This window comes from Mesorhizobium sp. ESP7-2 (assembly GCF_020164715.1).
In the GTDB taxonomy this organism is placed as follows: domain Bacteria; phylum Pseudomonadota; class Alphaproteobacteria; order Rhizobiales; family Rhizobiaceae; genus Mesorhizobium.
In genome coordinates this window covers 140,600-157,352 of sequence record NZ_JAIUGQ010000009.1, presented here as the reverse complement: position 1 = coordinate 157,352, position 16,753 = coordinate 140,600, and the positions used below count along the sequence as shown (strand labels likewise).

The following is a 16,753-nucleotide window of genomic DNA, read 5'->3' as shown; positions in this document are numbered from 1 at the left end:
CGGCGACAGCGTGTCAACGTCGGGAAAATGCGGGTATGCGGCCGGACGTTTACAGGCACGCTGCAACCTGCGAGTTTCTCGCGATGATAGAGCTCATCCGCACCAACGACGCCGTCATCATCTCCTTTGTCGAATCGCTGATGCGCGATGCCGGCATCGGCTGCTTCGTCGCCGACCAGAACATGAGCGTGCTCGACGGCTCGCTCGGCATCCTGCCACGGCGCATCATGATCGATGCCGACCAGGCCGACGCCGCGCGCCGCATCCTGACCGACGCCGGCATCGCCAACGAGATCCGGGGGAAATAATGTCGGCCGCGCCAGCCGCACTTGCCACCGATACGCCGGCCCACACGGTCGATGCCTTCCATCGCGGCCGGTTCTGGCTGGTGCAGCCCAAGCATGGCGGCCATCGCGCCGGGATGGATGCGATGATGCTGGCTGCATCCGTGCCATCCTCCTTTGGCGGAAGGCTCGCCGATTTCGGGGCCGGCGCCGGTGCTGCCGGTCTTGCGGTGCTGTCGCGCTGTCCGGGCGCCCAGGCAGTGCTGGTCGAACGCGCGCCCGAGATGGCCGCCTTCGCGGCGGCCACGCTTGCCCATCCCGGCAATGCGCATCTCAGCGATCGCGCGGCCGTGCTCGTCGCCGATGTCACCGTTTCGGGCCGGGCCCGGGCCGCCGCCGGGCTTGCCGACAATGATTTCGACTTCGTCATCATGAACCCGCCTTTCAACGCTGCACGGGACCGCGCCACATCGGACCGCCTGCGAAAGGAGGCCCATGTCATGGAGGATGGGCTGTTCGAAAGCTGGATCCGCAGCGCGGCGGCGGTTGTCAGGCCGCGCGGCGGGCTTGCCGTCATCGCCCGGCCCGAACAGCTCGGCGCCATTCTCGACGCGATTTCAGGCCGCTTCGGCGAAGCCGAGATGCTCGCCGTGCACCCTCGCCCGGACGCGGCGGCAATCCGCATCATCGTGCGGGCGGCTCTCGGGGCACGGGGAAAGCTTGCCATCCGCCCGCCCCTGATGCTTCACGCGCGATCGGGCAACGGCCCCGACGAGCGCAGCGAAATGATCACCAACGGGCTCGCCTCGCTGTTCGGAGACTGAGCTGTTCGCGGCCTGCACATTGCCGTTGGCTGGGAAATCCCTACATGCCTGCAACCATCGCCGGAGACCACGTCATCGTGAAACGTCTTTTCAACCGTCTGCTGCCGAAGTCCTGGCGCTCCACCGTCGTCACCATTCCGGTCATCCGGCTGCACGGCACCATCATGGCCGGCGGCGGTCTGTTCCGACCGAGCCTGTCGCTTGCGTCCACCGCCGGACTGATCGAAAAGGCCTTTTCCTTCGACGCACCCGCGGTCGCGATCTCGATCAACTCCCCCGGCGGCTCCCCGGTGCAGTCGCGACTGATCTTCAAGCGCATTCGCGACCTTGCGGTCGAGAAGAACAAAAAGGTGCTTGTCTTCGTCGAGGATGTCGCGGCGTCTGGCGGCTACATGATCGCGGTCGCGGGCGACGAGGTCTTCGCCGATCCGTCGTCCATCGTCGGTTCGATCGGCGTGGTGTCGGCCTCGTTCGGCTTCCCGGAACTGATGAAGAAGATCGGCGTCGAGCGCCGTGTCCACACCGCCGGCCAGAACAAGGCGGTGCTCGATCCATTCAAGCCCGAGAAGAAGGAAGACGTCGAGCGGCTGAAGGTGCTGCAGCTCGAAGTGCACGAGACCTTCATCGACCTGGTCAAGGAGCGGCGCGGCACGAAGCTGGCGGACGATCCGGACCTGTTCACCGGGTTGTTCTGGACCGGCAAGAGAGGCCTGGAACTTGGCCTCGTCGATGCGCTTGGCGACATGCGTACGGTGCTGAAGACTCGCTTCGGTCCGAAGACCGAACTCAGGCTGATAACGGCGCCGCGTGGTTTGTTGGGCCGCTTCGGCCTGTTCGGCTCGAGCAGGGGCTTTTCAGCGCCCGATATCGCCGCCGCGGCGGCCAGTGGCGTCATCGATGCGGCGGAAGAGCGCGCATTGTGGGCGCGCTTCGGGCTTTGAAAAAGCCATGAAAGCGTCTAGCATGGTTGCCCGAAAGACCCGACCGGCCGCCCTTACCGGCCCAGCGTGGTAGGAGTTTGGACATGCCACAGCTCATTTTCTTCGCCGTCGTCGGCATCGCCGCCTATTTCGGCTATCGCACTTTCGTGCGCGAGGCCGAACGCGTGACGGCCAAGGTGCGGCGCACCGAAAAACAAGCGGCAAACGGCACGATGGGAACGCTGGTCAAGGATCCGAAGACCGGCGAATACCGGCTGGCCAAGGACTGACCCTCATTTCACTCGCGATCGAGACTGTGCAATCCGGTCCGCGTGTCCGGACATGGGCGGCACCCGCCAAGATAAACCTTGCCTTGCACGTCACCGGCAGGCGCCCCGACGGCTATCATCTCATCGAAAGCCTGGCCGTGTTCACGCGCTTTGGCGACAGGATCGAGATCGCGCCGGCCGAAGGCGACGATTTCAGCGTGTCCGGCCGCTACGCGCCGGACGTTCCGCTCGATGGCGACAATCTGGTGCTGAAGGCACGCGACGCGTTACGGCAGGCCGCTGGTCCTCGGAGCACGCCGCCCGTGACCATCAGGCTCGAAAAGAACCTTCCGGTCGCGTCCGGCGTGGGCGGAGGGTCGAGCGACGCGGCGGCCGTGCTGCGTGGGCTGGCCGACAGCTGGAGCCTGGACATCGATAACGCCGAGCTGGCTCGGATCGGTCTCTCACTCGGCGCCGATGTGCCGATGTGCCTGGCGGCAAAGCCGCTGCTGGCGCGCGGCATCGGTGAGGAGCTATCGATGGTGCCGGATTTTTCGGCGCTGGGTCTGGTGCTGGTCAATCCGGGCACACCGGTCTCGACGGCGGAAATCTTCGCTGCACTGTCCCGTCGCGACAATGAGCCACTGCCGCCCCTGCCGCGCGGCATCGAGTTTCACAGCCTGCGCAACTGGCTGGAGGTGACCCGCAACGATCTCGAGCAGCCCGCCCTTGCGATACAGCCCGCCATAGGCAGGGCGCTTTCATGGCTTGATAAGGCTGGATCAGGGTTTTCGCGAATGTCCGGATCGGGCGCGACATGCTTCGGCCTGTTCGAGACCGGCAATGTCGCAAAGCGCGCGGCGGCCGAGATCCGCAGCCGCCAGCCCGACTGGTTCGTCGCGGCAACGCGCAGCATGGCATCGGAGGCTGAGTGAGATGGCCAGGATTGACGAGAGCCGTGCCTTCATTCCGGTGCGCATCGCGGTGCTGACGGTTTCCGACACACGCAGCCTCGCCGACGACAAATCCGGCCAGACGCTGGCCGATCGCATCACCGGGGCCGGCCACATCCTGGCCGGTCGCGACATCGTCACCGACGACCGCGAAAAAATCCGCGACACCGTTCTGGCGTGGTCGCGGGACAAGGCCATCGACGTCGTGATCACCACCGGCGGAACCGGTTTCACCGGACGCGATGTGACGCCCGAAGCGCTGGAGCCCATCTTCGAAAAGCGCATGGACGGCTTTTCGGAAGTGTTCCACCGCATCTCCTACGACAAGATCGGTACCTCGACGATCCAGAGCCGGGCGACCGGCGGCGTCGTCAACGCCACCTTCGTCTTCGTGCTGCCGGGCTCGCCCGGCGCCTGCAAGGATGCCTGGGACGGCATCATCGAGGCACAGCTCGACTACCGGCACATGCCCTGCAACTTCGTCGAGATCATGCCGCGCCTGGACGAACATCTGCGGCGCGGGAAGACCGCTCCATAAGGGTCGAGGCACGCACCGTTTACAAGGTGGAACGGCACCGGCGTCTTCGAAAGGTCACCCCAAACCGGATGTTGGAGGAAAGTACCTTCTCGTGAAACGGCCATATAGCTGTACACGACAAGAAAGACGGCCTCAGACAATCAGCTTTCAGCGAATGACCGGTTCGCCATGAAAGCGCCGACGCGAGGGACGCGAAACACCGAAGCCGACTTCCATCATCAGCCTCGGCGTGCGCGCCGGCACCGTGCCCATATGGAAACCGAAGGGATCCTCGACGAAGCCGAGACCCGCCTCCCCGGTCAGGGTGACCGGGCTTTGCTCGCCATAAACGTCCAGCACCTCCTTGGCGGGATGGCCGACGAGAAGGGTGAGCTGATGCTTTATGGCACGTTTGTTGTGGCTGCCCCTGACATAGACGTGCGGGCCAGTATCGATGTCGACGGGCTTGAGATAGAAGAAGAATTTCAGCATCCGCCAGTCGTCGAGGTCGAAATGATACTTGCCGAGCGAGGCAAGGTTCTTGTGGGCTTCCGAGGCCTGGCCAGTTGGAAAGCTCCACCAGACGCGCGTTGTGATCAGTCTGGCCTGAGCGCCGAGATAATGTGCGGCGATGTCGAGAAGCAGCGGATCGCGCTGTACGGCGAGTGCCGCCGGGCAGTCGAGGATGCGTTCGAAATAGTGCCCGCTGAGCAACGAGCGGCCCAATCGTCTCTCGGCTTCGGCATGCTCGCCCGGCATGAATTCGAGGCGGCGGTCGAAATTGCCGAAACAAGGCGTGCGCCCCGCGAAACGCGCGATCTCTTCATGGATCACAGCCGGCAGGACGAGGCCTGAAAACAGGCCTTGGGAGCGTAGCGCATCGACCACCGTCCTTCGCTCGACACCCGCAAACATCGTGTTTCCCGCATTGTCGACCGGACGAGCGCGTCTTGCGCCCAGCCAGTGCATGCGGCGCCCGGGCATGGTGCGCGCCAGCACGAACATCGGCAGCCAGGCAGGGTTTTCGCGCAGGTCCGCGAGATAGGTCGGAACGCGCACGGCGATGCGCCGCAGCAGGCTGCCATTGCGCGCGACGGCCTCGAGACTGGCAGTGCCGGATTTGTCAGGAATCGAAAGCTTCATTGGATCCTCGGCTGTGACGGCGCCACCGATGCCGCACCGGTTACCGCGCGGCATGACCCGAACCCAACTCACCACCTCGTCGTAAGGTTACCTCTGCGTCAGTTTTTGTGCAACGCACAATGGGCAGAGCAGTTGCAAAAAATCATTTCGAGGCGCGGTGCCCGTGCTTCGGCGGCGCCGCCCATATCTCGGCGTCGAGTTTCCTTGTCGCCAGGCCGCGCGCCAGCGCCTCGGCGCTGCCGGCACTTTTCGACAAGGAAGCGGCCTGGCGCTTGCTGATCACCAGCCCGTCGGCCAAAGCACGGTTGCCCGAAAAGACCCGGGCCATGAACGGCGGACGGCTGCCCCGCGCTCGCGAGAACCGGGCGGCCATGGTCTGCCTGGCCGTATGGGCGACGACCGCGTCGATCCAGCCCTCTGCCAGCCTCGCACCCGGTTCGAGAAACAGCAGCCAGTCACCCTTGGCCTGGCGGATGCCGGCGGCGATGCCGCCGCTCCCCACATAGTGGCAGCCGGCATGCTCGGCGACGCGATGCGTGTGGTCGGTGGAGCCGGTGTCGCAGACGACGACCTCGCGCACCACGCCCTCGACCGCGCCGCCAATCAGCGTCGCCAGCGTGCGGACGAGCCCCTCCTCGTCATTATGCGTTTCGATGAGAACACTAAGCATCGTGAGCCGAATAGCGGAAAGCGTTGACCGACGCCAGTTTTTGCAGCGCACCATAGAAAGTTCTTGCTTTGTTCTCATCGACAAAATAGAATAATTTCATGAGCAGAGCGATTCGACACAACATGGACAGTCCCTGGGAGCGGGCGAAGATGGAACCGATCATGCGCGCCGACATTGCGGCCTTCGGAGCAGGACGAGCCGAAATGGCCAACGCGATGATCGAGCAGAGTGGCATGCGGGTCCGTCCGGACCGCAACCGTGGCCGGTCGGCGGGCATCAATCCGTCAGGCCGGTTCGAACCCGTCAGCCGGCATGTCTTCGACGACGGCTGGAGTTCGCTGGAGGAACTGCCTCCGTTCAAGACCGAGGTGCAGGTGGAGAAGCCGCGCACCATCATCACCCGCAACGAATCGCCCGACATCTCCTTCGACCGGTCGATCAATCCCTATCGCGGCTGCGAGCACGGTTGCGTCTATTGCTTCGCGCGGCCGACGCACTCGTTCATGGGCCTGTCTCCGGGCCTGGATTTCGAATCCAAGCTGTTTGCCAAGCCGGACGCGGCACGCCTGCTCGACAAGGAGTTGTCGAAGGACGGCTACCAGCCGCGCACCATCGCCATCGGTACCAACACCGATCCCTACCAGCCGATCGAGAAGCAGTACCGGATCATGCGCGAAATCCTCGAAGTGCTGGAGGCACGCGGTCATCCGGTCGGCATCGTCACCAAATCGGCCCTGGTGGTGCGCGACATCGACATTCTGTCGCGCATGGCCGAGCGCGGGCTCGCCAAGGTGGCGCTGTCGGTGACGACGCTCGACCGCATGCTGGCCAGGACTATGGAACCCCGCGCCTCGACACCGACCAAGCGGCTGGAGGCGATCAGGCAGCTTTCGGATGCCGGTATACCCGCTTCGGTGATGGTGGCGCCAATCATTCCGGGCCTGACCGACCAGGAGATGGAACGCATCCTCGACTCGGCACACCATGCCGGTGCGCGTGAGGCTGGCTATGTGGTGCTACGCCTGCCGCTGGAGGTCAGCCCGATCTTCAAGGACTGGCTGCTGCGCCACTATCCCGACCGCTATCGTCACGTCATGTCGCTGATCCGTTCGATGCGCGACGGCAAGGACTACGATTCGGAATGGGGCAAGCGCATGAAGGGCGCCGGACCCTATGCCTGGCAGATCGGCCGGCGCTTCGAGATCACCGCCAAGCGGCTCGGCCTCAATGCCGAACGGCGCACGCTGCGGACCGACCAGTTCGTCGCCGCCGGCAAGGACCAGGAGCAGTTGATGCTGCTCTGAACCGACAATCGCCGCGGCTGTTTATTGCCGCCGTGGCGAAAAAATCCCGTCCGGCCTGCCCCGGCCTGCAGACGGTGCCCTCCCGGTCCGGCGCCCCACCCGACCCGGAGGGACTTGCGGAGAATCGGAGCCGATGCGAACCTCGCCGCAACATGGCTCGCGCGCGTTCTGATTCTCCGCTTCTCTTCGAAATCGTCGAGAAGCCCGATTTCTCCTTCGAGACGAAGGCGATGGCCGATGGCCTGTGGCCGGTCGCGGGGATGGACGAAGCCGGCCGTGGACCGTTGGCCGGGCCGGTCGTCGCCGCGGCAGTGGTACTCGACCCCGCCAACATTCCCGAAGGGCTCGACGATTCCAAGCGGCTTAGCCATTTGCAGCGTGAAGCGCTGTTCCTGCGCATTCTTGGCTCCGCGCAGGCGGTCTCCATGGCCTCAATCAGCGCCGAGGGCATAGACGGCAGCAACATCCTCAAGGCGAGCCTGGAAGCAATGCGCCGCGCCCTGGTCGGACTGTCGGTTCAACCGAAACTCGCGCTCGCGGACGGGCGCGACGTGCCGCCAGGACTGCCCTGCGAGGGCCGCGCGCTGATCAAGGGCGACCAGCGCTCGCAATCGATCGCCGCCGCCTCGATCGTGGCCAAGGTCATGCGCGACCGCATGATGTGCGGCTGCGGCAATCATCACGATCGTTATGGCTTCGAAGTCCATATGGGCTACGCCACGGTCCGGCACCGCACGGCGATCGAGGCGCACGGGCCTGTGGCGCGGCTGCACCGCACCTCGTTCGCGCCGTTCCGGCTGGGTGGCGCCGAGGTGATGGAAGAAGAAGAAAGCTTCGCCGGGTTGGAGTAAGCGACGGCAGTGGTGATGGCCGATCTCCCCCCTTGTGGGGGAGATGTCCGGCAGGACAGAGGGGGGCGCTGTCCCGCCAGCCTATCAATCGGTCGCGCCCAGGTTCCTCGGTAAATTTCACCCTATGCGGAGGATGAAAGTCAAACCGCTGGCGATCCTTTGCGCCCCCCTCTGCCCTGCCGGGCATCTCCCCGACGAGGAGGTAGATTGCCCCGTTGACGCACCGCACAACAAAAAAGCCGCCAGGTTTCCCAGGCGGCTTTGATTTACTCGATGTCGTCAGCTCAGTTCAGCTTGGCCTTCACATCCTGGAGCGCCGACTTGAACAGGTCGGCTCCGGCCTTGGAGTCAACCTTGGCAGCGAGCAATGCGCGTGCCGCCTCGACAGCGATGTCGACGGCGCTGGCGCGCACCTCGCCGATCGCTTCGCGCTCGGCCTGGCCGATCTTCTGTTCGGCAAGCGCGGTGCGCCTGGCAACGTAGTCCTCGGTCTTCTTGTGGGCATCGGCGGCCAGCAGTTCGGCCTCGCGCTTGGCGGCCGCGACAATGTCGGCAGCCTCCTGCTCGGCTTCCTTGCGCTTCTTCTTGTACTGGCCGAGCAGTTGCTGGGCTTCTTCGCGCAGCTTGCGTGCCTCGTCGAGCTCACTGCTGATCCGGGCGGCGCGGGCGTCGAGCGCCTTGGCGATCATGCCGGGCACCTTGATGTAGACGGCGATGGCCAGGAAGATGATCAGGGCAATCGTGGCCCAGAGCGTTGCGAGAGATGTAGCGTCCATGATGCGCTCCTCACCGGGCCACGGATTTGACCGCGGCCGCGATCTCGGCCTTGCTGGCCTTGCCGCCAACGAGTGCCTCGACGATCGCCGAAGCGGTGTCCTCGGCGATGCCGCCGACTTCCTTCATGGCATTGGCCTTGATGGAAGCAATGCGTGCCTCGGCCTCGCCAAGCTTGGCGTCGAGCGCGGCCTCGATCTTCTTACGCGCGGTCTCGGCTTCCGCCTTGGCCGCATCGTTGGCCTGCTGGCCGATCGAGTTCGCGTTCTTCTTGGCTTCCGCTAGTTCCTGCTCGTAAGCGGCAACGGCGGCGTCTGCCTCGCCCTTCAACCTCGCTGCTTGGTCGAGATCCTGGCTGATGCGGTCGTTGCGGACATCGATGATGCCCCCGACGCGCGGCATCACGACCCGCTTCAGGAAGAGGTAGAACAGCCCGAACGTGATCGCCAGCCACAGAAGCTGCGACGGGAACGTCTCCGGATTGAATGGCGGAAACGTGCCGTGCGCTTCGGCAGGCACGCTGGTGCCGGAATGCGTGTCGCCTCCGGTCGCAGCGTGGCTGGTGTCGGCTGATGGCGCGGACTCTTGCGCGAAGGCAGATGTCACGAACATGGACTATCCCCAGATATCAGGCCCGCCGCTTGCGCGGCCGGCCTGTCCAATCTTCTCAGTACTCAGCCGAACAGGGCCAGCAGCGCGATGAGAAGCGAGAAGATGCCCAGAGCTTCGGTCACGGCGAAACCGAAAATCAGGCGGCCGAACTGGCCGTCGGCAGCCGACGGGTTGCGCAGCGCGCCCGAGAGATAGCTGCCGAAGATGTTGCCCAGGCCAATGCCCGCGCCACCCATGCCCAGGCAAGCGATGCCGGCGCCGATGTACTTTGCTGCTTCTGCGTCCATTTGTTCAACTCCTTTGGATCTGAAAATTCCGTTGCTATTCCATCCGGCGTCGTGCCGGAAACCCTGATTAGTGCGAAGGATGCAGCGCGTCGTTCAGGTACATGCAGGTCAGCACCGCAAAGACGTAGGCCTGCAAGAGCGCCACCAGCAATTCGAGCGCCGTCAACGCCACCGCCATGGCCAGCGGCAGGATCGAACCCGCGATGCCAAGCGCGCCCAGCGCGCTGAGGCTGACGACAAACCCTGAAAACACCTTCAGCGTGATGTGGCCGGCGAGCATGTTCGCGAACAGACGAACCGAGAGGCTGACCGGGCGCGACACGAAGGAAATCACCTCGATCGGAACGACGAGCACCATCATCAAGAGGGGCACGCCTTTCGGCACGAACAGCTTCAGGAAGCCGAGGCCGTGCTTCATGAAACCATAGACGATCACGGTGCCAATCACGATGATGGCCAAACCGAAGGTGACGATGATGTGGCTGGTGATGGTGAAGAAATAGGGGAACAGGCCGAGCAGATTGCCGACCAGCACGAACATGAACAGCGAGAACACGAAGGGGAAGAATTTCATGCCCTGCGTGCCGGCGGCATCGCGCAGCATATTGCCGACGAACTCGTAAGCCATCTCGGAAACCGACTGCAGCCGGCCAGGCACCAGGCTGCGGCTCGACGTCGTCAGAAGCAGGAATGCAGCGGCAACGACCACGGTCGCGACCATGAACAGGGCGGAATTGGTGAAGGACAAATCATAGCCGCCGATCTCGATCGGAACCAGCTTGATGATATGGAACTGGTGGATCGGATCGACCTTGTCAGCTGCCACGTTCAAACCCCGTCAATGCCGCGTACGGCTAAATTACCATTGCCGCATGAAGCGGCTATTTCCAAATGCCGCCTAAGGGCGGTCATTTGCTGTCGTCCCGGTCACGGCGCGGCTTCGCACCTTGTCCGAATTCCGCCACAACGCCAGCCGAACGCATGACGTTGAGCACGCCGGCGCCAAAACCAAGCAGCAGGAAAACGATCAGGCCCCACGGCGATGTCCCCGCCATACGGTCGATGATCCAGCCGATGCCGGCGCCCACCACCACCCCGGCGATAAACTCGCTGGATAGTTTGATCGCCTGACCGTATCCGGTCACTGGTTTCGCGTCGTCTTTCCCCTCGAGCCGGTTCGGCAGCCTTGTCGCAAGCGATGCTCCAAGTTCACGCCGACGGCGCTCAAGATCGTCGTCGCGGATTTCGGGGTCATGCTCTTTGCCGCGGCCGGTTTCTCCGGTTCCGTCTGGCCCTTTTTTTTCGGCCATCGCAACCCCCCTGCCCGGGCAGACCGTCACCGTCCGTCCGCTTCTAAAGTCGCCGGCAACATAGTTAGAGGGTTTGCGCCCGTCAAGCCACGGGCGGAACTTCCATGCTGGGTATTTTAGACAGCAAATTCAATGGATTAGAAAGGTGCGACATCGTGCCCTTTGCGATCGGGGGGATGCGCCGCGCGAATCCCCCAGGCAATGGCTCTCCGATCGACGGTGCGACCGGCCAAAAAGAGCGGTGACCGGCGGGCCGCTCAGCTCCAGCCGCCACCATAGGTCCGGTAGAAGATATGCAGGCCGATCTTGGTCATCTTCTGCATCGTGCGCGCCCAGCCGGGATGGACATAGTTGGCATAATAGTGGGTGGACGATCCTACTTCCGGAATGAAGATCTTGCCGGCGGTGACGGCCATGCCGACATCCTGCGCGGTCTTGTAGGCGACAGGATTGTCGATGCGCTTCTTTCTGCCGTCGCAAGCGAACGAAAACTGACAGCGGTTGAACCAGCTGTCGTTCTGGTAGACGACGCCGCAGATCGAATTGGGATAGGCGGGATTGCGGACCCGGTTGAGGATCACCTGGGCAACGGCGGCCTGGCCGCGCACGGCTTCGCCGCGTGCCTCGAAATAGATGCCGTTGGCCAGGCATTTCTGCTCCGGCTTGGAGAAGACGCTGGCCGGAAGCGGATTCTGGATCCAGGCGTGATCGCCCTTGGCCATCGGCGGAATGAAGCGGCCGCTGTTGGGCTGCTCGTCCTGGAGCAGGGCTTCAAAAGGGGAGGCCTTGGCATAGTCCGGCGCGGATTGCGCATAGGCGGTCGCCAGTACGTCGGGATGTTCGTTGTTGACCAGGGCGGCAAGCATGGCCGGCACGCCGGGATCCGGCTTCTTGTCCTCACGCGCGTGGAATGCGGCGGCGATCTGGATTTCCTTGCCTTTGATCTGAGGCTTGGCGAAGGCCATTTTCAGGTCGCTGTCCATGCTCGGCCGCATCAGCGAGGAGGTCCGCTGGAAGATCGACCCGGCATTGAAGTTCTTCGGCGGTGCCACCGGAGAGACCTGGACGATGCGGCCCTTCTTGTCGGCGCGCACGACGCGATCCTCGTCGGGCGACCCGCTGACCTTGCCGCCCTTGCCACGGAACGAGACGGAGCCGATACCGGGAAGGCGAACACCGGAACCCGAGATCGAGCCGGTGATGTCGGAATCGACGAACGGCATCTCGGCCGCGTGGACCGAGCCGGCGACCGATTTCTCGACATAGGAGTTCCAGCGCGTCGGCGCTTCGAGGCCGGAAACGAGGCTTGTCATGTCCTGGTAGGCGGCGACGGTCGGGAAGCCGATCCAGATGCCGAGGCCGATGATGAACGGAGACACAAGGCTGCGTTTCTCACCGGCGGCGGCCATCAGCCGCTTCAACACACGTCGATGCACGGAACTCTCTCCAGGAACGCAACTGACCCCACTGGAGAGCAAAATGATGCATTAACCTTGATGGGACGTTAACGGGATCGGTCGGGTTTTCTCAGTCGGCTGGAGGTCGTGGCTTCGAAGTCGGGCGGTTTTGCGGCGGGAGCGCTCAGGTCCGCCTCACGAAGATCGGCCAGGTGGCCAGGGCGCAGGCGGCGGCCGACAGCCAGACGCCGGGCCATGACCAGAGGTGCAGTAGCCCCGGAATGGCCACCGGAACCAGGAAGAAGCCGACGAAGACAAAGCTGTTGGCAAGGCTGAGTGCCGTTCCGACATGGCCGGCACCGGCCAGCGTGGCAAGCTCGGTATAGGCAACGCCATGCCAGGCGGAGACCGAGATGCCGGCGACGACAAGCACCAGGGGCAGCACAGCGATCAGAAAGGATTGGCTGCCAGGCATTGCGGGAACGGCCAGAACCAGCACCCAGAGCATCACGAAGGCCAGCGCGCTCAGCGCACTGCACGAGCGAAGAAACTGACGACGGTTGCCGTGGCGGTCGGTAAAGCGGCCGCTCCACACGCGCATGACCATGGCGCCGACCTGCACCAAGGCGAGGCTCGCGCTGATCGCCGTCGTGCCAAGTCCGGCGAAGTCGTGCAGGAACACCGACGCGAAAGTGAGGACCGCCACCTGCGGAAAGCAGAGCAGGCCGATCGCGGTCGAGATGCGCCAGACCTCGACGTTGCGCAACGGCGCCGGTCCATCAGACAAGACAGCGTGGCCTTCACCCGCTGTCGGCGGTTCGTGCAGCCAACGCCAGGCAAACAGTGCCGAGAGAGCGGATGCCGCCGCCAGAAACCCGAACACCGCGGCAAAACCAAAAGCCAGGGCAAGCGAAGGCAGGACAAGCGCGCCGAGGCCGCCGCCGAGCGGCACCGCCGTCTGCCTGATGCTCATGGCAAAGCCGCGCTCATTCTCCCGGAACCAGGCCATGATGGCGCGGCCGCTCGAGCCGTTGACACTGCCGCCAAGCAGTCCCGTGACGAGCAGGCTTGCCGCCAGCAGTGTGACATCGGGAATGCCTGACCTTGTCGGCACGACGAGCATCGCCATCGCAAGCAGCCACGCCGCCGTCGCGCCAAGCCCGATCAGAAGCACGCGGCGATCCCCCCAGCGGTCGGTGAGCAGACCCCACGGCAGTTCGCTGAGCGCAACGCCCAGCCCGAGCAGGCCAAGCGCCAGGCCGAGTTCGGCATTGCTCAAATGATAGCCCTGGCGAAGCACGACCGCCGTTGCCGGTATGCCCGAGAAAGTGGCCGAAAACCCGGCATTCGCGGCAACCCCGATGCCCAGGACCTTCCAGCGATGGCTAGGCCCGAAGGTCCGGCCGGCCGCGGTGATGGCGGCGCCTCGTCCGGATGGCTGGCAATCGTTGCGAATGACGGTGGCAGACATAGTTCCATTCCCGTGACGCCGGTCGAGCGACCTTGACGGGAGGGATGTAGCGCCATAGCTTCATCCATAAAATCAGGAAGTTTTTGATCAATAATCCTGTAAATAAGGACGATACCATGCGACGCGTCACATTCGATCTCGACGTGCTGAGGACTTTCGTCACCGGCATGGAGCTCGGGAGTTTCGCCAGGGCAGCCGAACGGCTTGGCCGCTCAACCTCCGCCGTCAGCGCACAGCTGAAGAAACTGCAGGAGCAGGCCGACACGCCGATCTTCCGCAAGGCGGGTCGCGGCCTGTCACTGACCGAAGCCGGCGAGACGATGCTCGGCTACGCGCGGCGCCTGATCGAGATCAATGACGAGGCAGTCTTGGCCATCCGCGATGTCGAACTGGAGGGCTGGGTGCGGCTCGGCCTGCAGGAGGATTTCGGCGAGGCCGTGTTGCCGGACGTGCTCGGGCGCTTCGCCCGCGCCCATCCCAAGGTTCGGATCGAAGCACGGATCGGGCGCAGCCACGAATTGGCCGAGCGTGTTCTTTCCGGCAACCTCGATATCGCGCTCGCCTGGCATGATGGCACGACGCTGCCCTACAGCCGGCATGTCGCCGACGTGCAGGCGCGCTGGATCGGCCCGGCAAAACCGATGGAGGCAGGCCCCCACACCGACGAGGCGCTGCAACTGGTTGTGTTCGAGGCGCCTTGCCTGCTGCGCACCGTGGCGACCGAGACGCTGGATCGTGCCGGGCGCCCCTGGCGCATGGCGTTCTCTAGCCCCAGCCTTGGCGGCATATGGGCGGCGGTGGCGGCAGGCCTCGGGCTGACGATCCGCACCGACATCGGCCTGCCCGCGAATGTCAGGGCGCTCGCGCCCGGAGTGCTCGGACTGCCGCCGCTGCCCAAGATGGCGCTGCACCTGCATCAGAAGGATGCCGAGCTCGATCCGGTCGCGGCGCGGCTGGCCGACATCCTGCTGCAATCGGCGTTCGAGGCGTTGCCCGAGGGCGCCGACACGAAAGAGAACCGGCTGAAAGTCGCTTAAGCGTTGCCGCCCGAGCCTCACCGCTTCTTCGCCCGGCCGGCAAAGGGGTTGTCGGACGTCCTCAGCGCGATGCGGATCGGCACGCCCGGCATGTCGAAGGCTTCGCGCAGGCTGTTCGAGAGATAACGGACATAGCTTTGCGGCATCGCGTCCGGCCGCGAGCACTGGACCACGAAGCCCGGTGGCCGCGTCTTGGCCTGGGTGACATATTTGACCTTCAGCCGGCGCCCGGCGACAGCGGGTGGCGGATGATGCGTCAGTATGGCTTCGAGCCAGCGGTTGAGCTTGCCGGTCGAAACACGGCTGTTCCAGACCTTGTGCGTCTTCAGCACCGCATCCATCAGCTTGTCGAGGCCGCGTCCGGTCTCGGCCGAGACCGGCACGGCCTGAATGCCGCGCGCCTGCGGCAAGAGCCGCTCGGTCTTCTCACGCAATTCGGCCAACAGCTCCTGCGGGTTGTCGATGAGGTCCCATTTGTTGAAGGCGATCACCGGCGCCCGGCCCTCGCGGATGATCAGGTCGGCGATCTGCAGATCCTGCTTCTCGAAGGGAATGGTGGCATCGAGCACGATGATGACGATCTCGGCGAAGCGGATGGCGCGCAAGCCATCCTGCACCGACATCACTTCCAGTTTTTCGTGGATCCTGGCCTTGCGGCGCATGCCGGCCGTGTCGAACAGTTTTATGCGGCGGCCGCGCCAGTCCCAGTCGACGGAGATGGAATCGCGGGTGATGCCCGCCTCCGGTCCGGTCAGCAGCCGTTCCTCGCCGATCAGTGCGTTGATCAGCGTCGATTTGCCGGCGTTCGGCCGGCCGACGACGGCGATGCGCATCGGCTTGGTGTCGTCATAGGCCGGCTCGGCATCCGGATCGGCGATGTCCTCGCCGATCAGCACTTCGCTGGCGGCGGCTTCTTCGTCGTCGCCGTCTTCATCCTCGCCGAAAGCCCGAGCCTCGCCCAGGGCTTCGATGACTGCGTCGCGAAGGTCGGGCATGCCTTGGCCGTGCTCGGCCGAAACCGGGATCGGCTCGCCAAGCCCGAGCTCCCAGGCTTCCAGCATGCCGCCCTGCGCGCCCTTTGCCTCGGCCTTGTTGGCGACCAGCACGACAGGCCTGCCGGATTTGCGCACGATCTCGGCAAAGGTCCTGTCATCCGGCAGCAGGCCGGATTTGGCGTCGACCGTGAAGAAGATCAGATCCGCCTCGCGGATGGCGATTTCGGTCTGCGCGCGCATGCGGCCCGGCAAGGTCGACGCGCCGGCATCCTCGAAGCCCGCTGTGTCGATGACGTCGAAATGCAGATCGTAAAGCTTCGCGGCATGGACACGGCGGTCACGGGTGACGCCCGGCGTGTCGTCGACAAGCGCCAGCTTCCTTCCGACCAGCCGATTGAAAAGCGTCGATTTGCCGACGTTAGGCCTGCCGATGATGGCGACTTTGAAGGTCACGACGCACTGCCCGACCCGCGGATCAGTTCGGACATCAAGGTCGCCCGCTCGCGCGCGTTGCGCGGGGCGCCGTCATCGGAGGCGATCTGGTCGAACAGTTTCAGCGCGTCCTGGGTCTTGCCTTCCTTCCAGGCGGCAAGCCCGAGCGCCTCGCGCGCGCTGTGGCGCAGCGCGTTGGTGTCCGATGTCAGCGCCTCGACGCGGCTCGACACGTCGGCGAAGGTGCCGTGATCGACGAGCAGGAGCGCCGCCCTCAGCCGCGCCATGTCGCGCAGGCCCTGGGGGATGGCGGTGTCGGCGGCGACATCGTCGAAATCCTTGACGGCGGCATCGACGTCGCCCTTGTTGGCCTTGACGGTCGCGGCGCGCATGCGGGCGAGCAGCGGATAGGCGCCGTAGCCATCCTTCTCCAGCTGATCGAGCGCGGCCAGCGCGTCATCGCTCTTGCCATCATTGGCAAGCTTCAGCGCCTGCGAGAAAGCATCGCCGGAGCGGTTGGCGCGCGTCTCGTCCCAATAGCGATAGCCAACGAAGGCGGCGGTGCCGAGCACCACCAGGACGGCAATCACAAGCAAGGCCGGGCCAAAACGGTCCCACAGCTTCTGCGCCTGTTCGCGACGCATCTCGTCATTGACTTCACGGATAAAACTGTCGTCGGACATCAATCAAAACCATTCCTGCC

General features: G+C 64.4%; 20 protein-coding genes. 9 read left to right on the top strand and 11 right to left on the bottom strand.

The window, feature by feature from the left end; genetic code table 11:
• The first annotated feature begins 83 nt into the window (after positions 1-83).
• The 6 genes from LB543_RS11825 to moaB all read left to right on the top strand — a co-directional run bounded on the left by LB543_RS11825 (position 84) and on the right by moaB (position 3,788).
• A complete protein-coding gene (locus LB543_RS11825; protein ID WP_224614213.1) occupies positions 84-308 on the top strand; it encodes a DUF2007 domain-containing protein in 225 nt (74 codons plus the stop codon).
• Positions 308-1,108: a tRNA1(Val) (adenine(37)-N6)-methyltransferase gene (locus tag LB543_RS11820; RefSeq protein WP_224589646.1), complete on the top strand. Its 801-nt coding sequence runs from the start codon at positions 308-310 to the stop codon at positions 1,106-1,108. Before LB543_RS11825 ends, LB543_RS11820 begins: the two co-directional genes overlap by 1 nt.
• A gap of 77 nt (positions 1,109-1,185) precedes the next feature.
• Positions 1,186-2,049, top strand: coding sequence for a S49 family peptidase (locus LB543_RS11815; RefSeq protein ID WP_224614242.1), 864 nt, complete (start codon positions 1,186-1,188; stop codon positions 2,047-2,049).
• Between the two features lie 83 nt (positions 2,050-2,132).
• A complete protein-coding gene (locus tag LB543_RS11810; RefSeq protein ID WP_140759972.1) occupies positions 2,133-2,318 on the top strand; it encodes a hypothetical protein in 186 nt (61 codons plus the stop codon).
• Positions 2,319-2,344: 26 nt separating this feature from the next.
• The gene (locus LB543_RS11805) at positions 2,345-3,232 is read left to right on the top strand and encodes a 4-(cytidine 5'-diphospho)-2-C-methyl-D-erythritol kinase (protein ID WP_224614212.1); all 888 of its coding nucleotides are present in this window, start codon (positions 2,345-2,347) and stop codon (positions 3,230-3,232) included.
• Position 3,233: 1 nt separating this feature from the next.
• Positions 3,234-3,788, top strand: coding sequence for a molybdenum cofactor biosynthesis protein B (moaB, locus tag LB543_RS11800; RefSeq protein ID WP_140759968.1), 555 nt, complete (start codon positions 3,234-3,236; stop codon positions 3,786-3,788).
• Between the two features lie 147 nt (positions 3,789-3,935).
• Here the strand turns inward: moaB and LB543_RS11795 are convergent, their stop codons facing one another.
• Both LB543_RS11795 and LB543_RS11790 read right to left on the bottom strand, forming a co-directional pair.
• Positions 3,936-4,910 carry a hypothetical protein gene (locus LB543_RS11795; protein ID WP_224614211.1) on the bottom strand — a complete coding sequence of 325 codons (975 nt, stop codon included), beginning with the start codon at positions 4,908-4,910 and terminating at the stop codon, positions 3,936-3,938.
• 142 nt (positions 4,911-5,052) lie between these two features.
• Positions 5,053-5,580, bottom strand: coding sequence for a glycosyltransferase (locus LB543_RS11790; RefSeq protein WP_224614210.1), 528 nt, complete (start codon positions 5,578-5,580; stop codon positions 5,053-5,055).
• 149 nt (positions 5,581-5,729) lie between these two features.
• On the opposite strand from LB543_RS11790, the gene LB543_RS11785 reads away from it, so the two are divergent.
• Together LB543_RS11785 and LB543_RS11780 are read left to right on the top strand one after the other, a co-directional pair.
• Entirely contained in the window at positions 5,730-6,884 is a 1,155-nt protein-coding gene (locus LB543_RS11785) for a PA0069 family radical SAM protein (RefSeq protein WP_023771004.1), read from the top strand.
• 152 nt (positions 6,885-7,036) lie between these two features.
• Positions 7,037-7,735 (top strand): ribonuclease HII, encoded by a 699-nt coding sequence (locus LB543_RS11780; protein WP_224614209.1) that lies wholly within the window; start codon positions 7,037-7,039, stop codon positions 7,733-7,735.
• Positions 7,736-8,019: 284 nt separating this feature from the next.
• Here the strand turns inward: LB543_RS11780 and LB543_RS11775 are convergent, their stop codons facing one another.
• The 7 genes from LB543_RS11775 to LB543_RS11745 all read right to left on the bottom strand — a co-directional run bounded on the left by LB543_RS11775 (position 8,020) and on the right by LB543_RS11745 (position 13,586).
• Complete coding sequence (locus LB543_RS11775) at positions 8,020-8,511, bottom strand: F0F1 ATP synthase subunit B (RefSeq protein ID WP_224614208.1); 492 nt, start codon at positions 8,509-8,511, stop codon at positions 8,020-8,022.
• 10 nt (positions 8,512-8,521) lie between these two features.
• A complete protein-coding gene (locus tag LB543_RS11770; protein ID WP_224614207.1) occupies positions 8,522-9,121 on the bottom strand; it encodes a F0F1 ATP synthase subunit B in 600 nt (199 codons plus the stop codon).
• Positions 9,122-9,183: 62 nt separating this feature from the next.
• The gene (locus LB543_RS11765) at positions 9,184-9,408 is read right to left on the bottom strand and encodes a F0F1 ATP synthase subunit C (RefSeq protein ID WP_013896722.1); all 225 of its coding nucleotides are present in this window, start codon (positions 9,406-9,408) and stop codon (positions 9,184-9,186) included.
• A gap of 67 nt (positions 9,409-9,475) precedes the next feature.
• Positions 9,476-10,234 carry a F0F1 ATP synthase subunit A gene (locus LB543_RS11760; protein ID WP_224614206.1) on the bottom strand — a complete coding sequence of 253 codons (759 nt, stop codon included), beginning with the start codon at positions 10,232-10,234 and terminating at the stop codon, positions 9,476-9,478.
• An 82-nt stretch (positions 10,235-10,316) separates the two neighbouring features.
• On the bottom strand, positions 10,317-10,718 hold the full coding sequence (locus LB543_RS11755; RefSeq protein WP_140759954.1) for an AtpZ/AtpI family protein: 402 nt from the start codon (positions 10,716-10,718) through the stop codon (positions 10,317-10,319).
• A gap of 257 nt (positions 10,719-10,975) precedes the next feature.
• Positions 10,976-12,154: a cell wall hydrolase gene (locus LB543_RS11750; protein WP_224614205.1), complete on the bottom strand. Its 1,179-nt coding sequence runs from the start codon at positions 12,152-12,154 to the stop codon at positions 10,976-10,978.
• 145 nt (positions 12,155-12,299) lie between these two features.
• Complete coding sequence (locus LB543_RS11745) at positions 12,300-13,586, bottom strand: MFS transporter (protein ID WP_224614204.1); 1,287 nt, start codon at positions 13,584-13,586, stop codon at positions 12,300-12,302.
• A gap of 116 nt (positions 13,587-13,702) precedes the next feature.
• On the opposite strand from LB543_RS11745, the gene LB543_RS11740 reads away from it, so the two are divergent.
• Positions 13,703-14,623, top strand: a complete 921-nt coding sequence (locus LB543_RS11740; RefSeq protein ID WP_224614203.1) for a LysR substrate-binding domain-containing protein — start codon at positions 13,703-13,705, stop codon at positions 14,621-14,623.
• A 17-nt stretch (positions 14,624-14,640) separates the two neighbouring features.
• Here LB543_RS11740 and der read toward each other — a convergent pair whose 3' ends face one another.
• The gene (gene der / locus LB543_RS11735; protein ID WP_140759946.1) at positions 14,641-16,071 is read right to left on the bottom strand and encodes a ribosome biogenesis GTPase Der; all 1,431 of its coding nucleotides are present in this window, start codon (positions 16,069-16,071) and stop codon (positions 14,641-14,643) included.
• Positions 16,068-16,733, bottom strand: coding sequence for a tetratricopeptide repeat protein (locus LB543_RS11730; RefSeq protein WP_224589656.1), 666 nt, complete (start codon positions 16,731-16,733; stop codon positions 16,068-16,070). The genes der and LB543_RS11730 overlap by 4 nt, the downstream gene beginning before the upstream one ends.
• Positions 16,734-16,753: the final 20 nt, after the last annotated feature.

Coding starts and splice junctions, on each gene's coding strand:
- LB543_RS11740 (WP_224614203.1), top strand. CDS start 13,703: ATGCGACGCGTCACATTCGATCTCGACGTGCTGAGGACTTTCGTCACC.
- LB543_RS11785 (WP_023771004.1), top strand. CDS start 5,730: ATGGAACCGATCATGCGCGCCGACATTGCGGCCTTCGGAGCAGGACGA.
- LB543_RS11730 (WP_224589656.1), bottom strand. CDS start 16,733: ATGTCCGACGACAGTTTTATCCGTGAAGTCAATGACGAGATGCGTCGC.
- LB543_RS11745 (WP_224614204.1), bottom strand. CDS start 13,586: ATGTCTGCCACCGTCATTCGCAACGATTGCCAGCCATCCGGACGAGGC.
- LB543_RS11775 (WP_224614208.1), bottom strand. CDS start 8,511: ATGGACGCTACATCTCTCGCAACGCTCTGGGCCACGATTGCCCTGATC.
- LB543_RS11780 (WP_224614209.1), top strand. CDS start 7,037: ATGGCTCGCGCGCGTTCTGATTCTCCGCTTCTCTTCGAAATCGTCGAG.
- LB543_RS11810 (WP_140759972.1), top strand. CDS start 2,133: ATGCCACAGCTCATTTTCTTCGCCGTCGTCGGCATCGCCGCCTATTTC.
- moaB (WP_140759968.1), top strand. CDS start 3,234: ATGGCCAGGATTGACGAGAGCCGTGCCTTCATTCCGGTGCGCATCGCG.
- LB543_RS11825 (WP_224614213.1), top strand. CDS start 84: ATGATAGAGCTCATCCGCACCAACGACGCCGTCATCATCTCCTTTGTC.
- LB543_RS11765 (WP_013896722.1), bottom strand. CDS start 9,408: ATGGACGCAGAAGCAGCAAAGTACATCGGCGCCGGCATCGCTTGCCTG.
- LB543_RS11820 (WP_224589646.1), top strand. CDS start 308: ATGTCGGCCGCGCCAGCCGCACTTGCCACCGATACGCCGGCCCACACG.
- LB543_RS11795 (WP_224614211.1), bottom strand. CDS start 4,910: ATGAAGCTTTCGATTCCTGACAAATCCGGCACTGCCAGTCTCGAGGCC.
- LB543_RS11770 (WP_224614207.1), bottom strand. CDS start 9,121: ATGTTCGTGACATCTGCCTTCGCGCAAGAGTCCGCGCCATCAGCCGAC.
- LB543_RS11790 (WP_224614210.1), bottom strand. CDS start 5,580: ATGCTTAGTGTTCTCATCGAAACGCATAATGACGAGGAGGGGCTCGTC.
- LB543_RS11755 (WP_140759954.1), bottom strand. CDS start 10,718: ATGGCCGAAAAAAAAGGGCCAGACGGAACCGGAGAAACCGGCCGCGGC.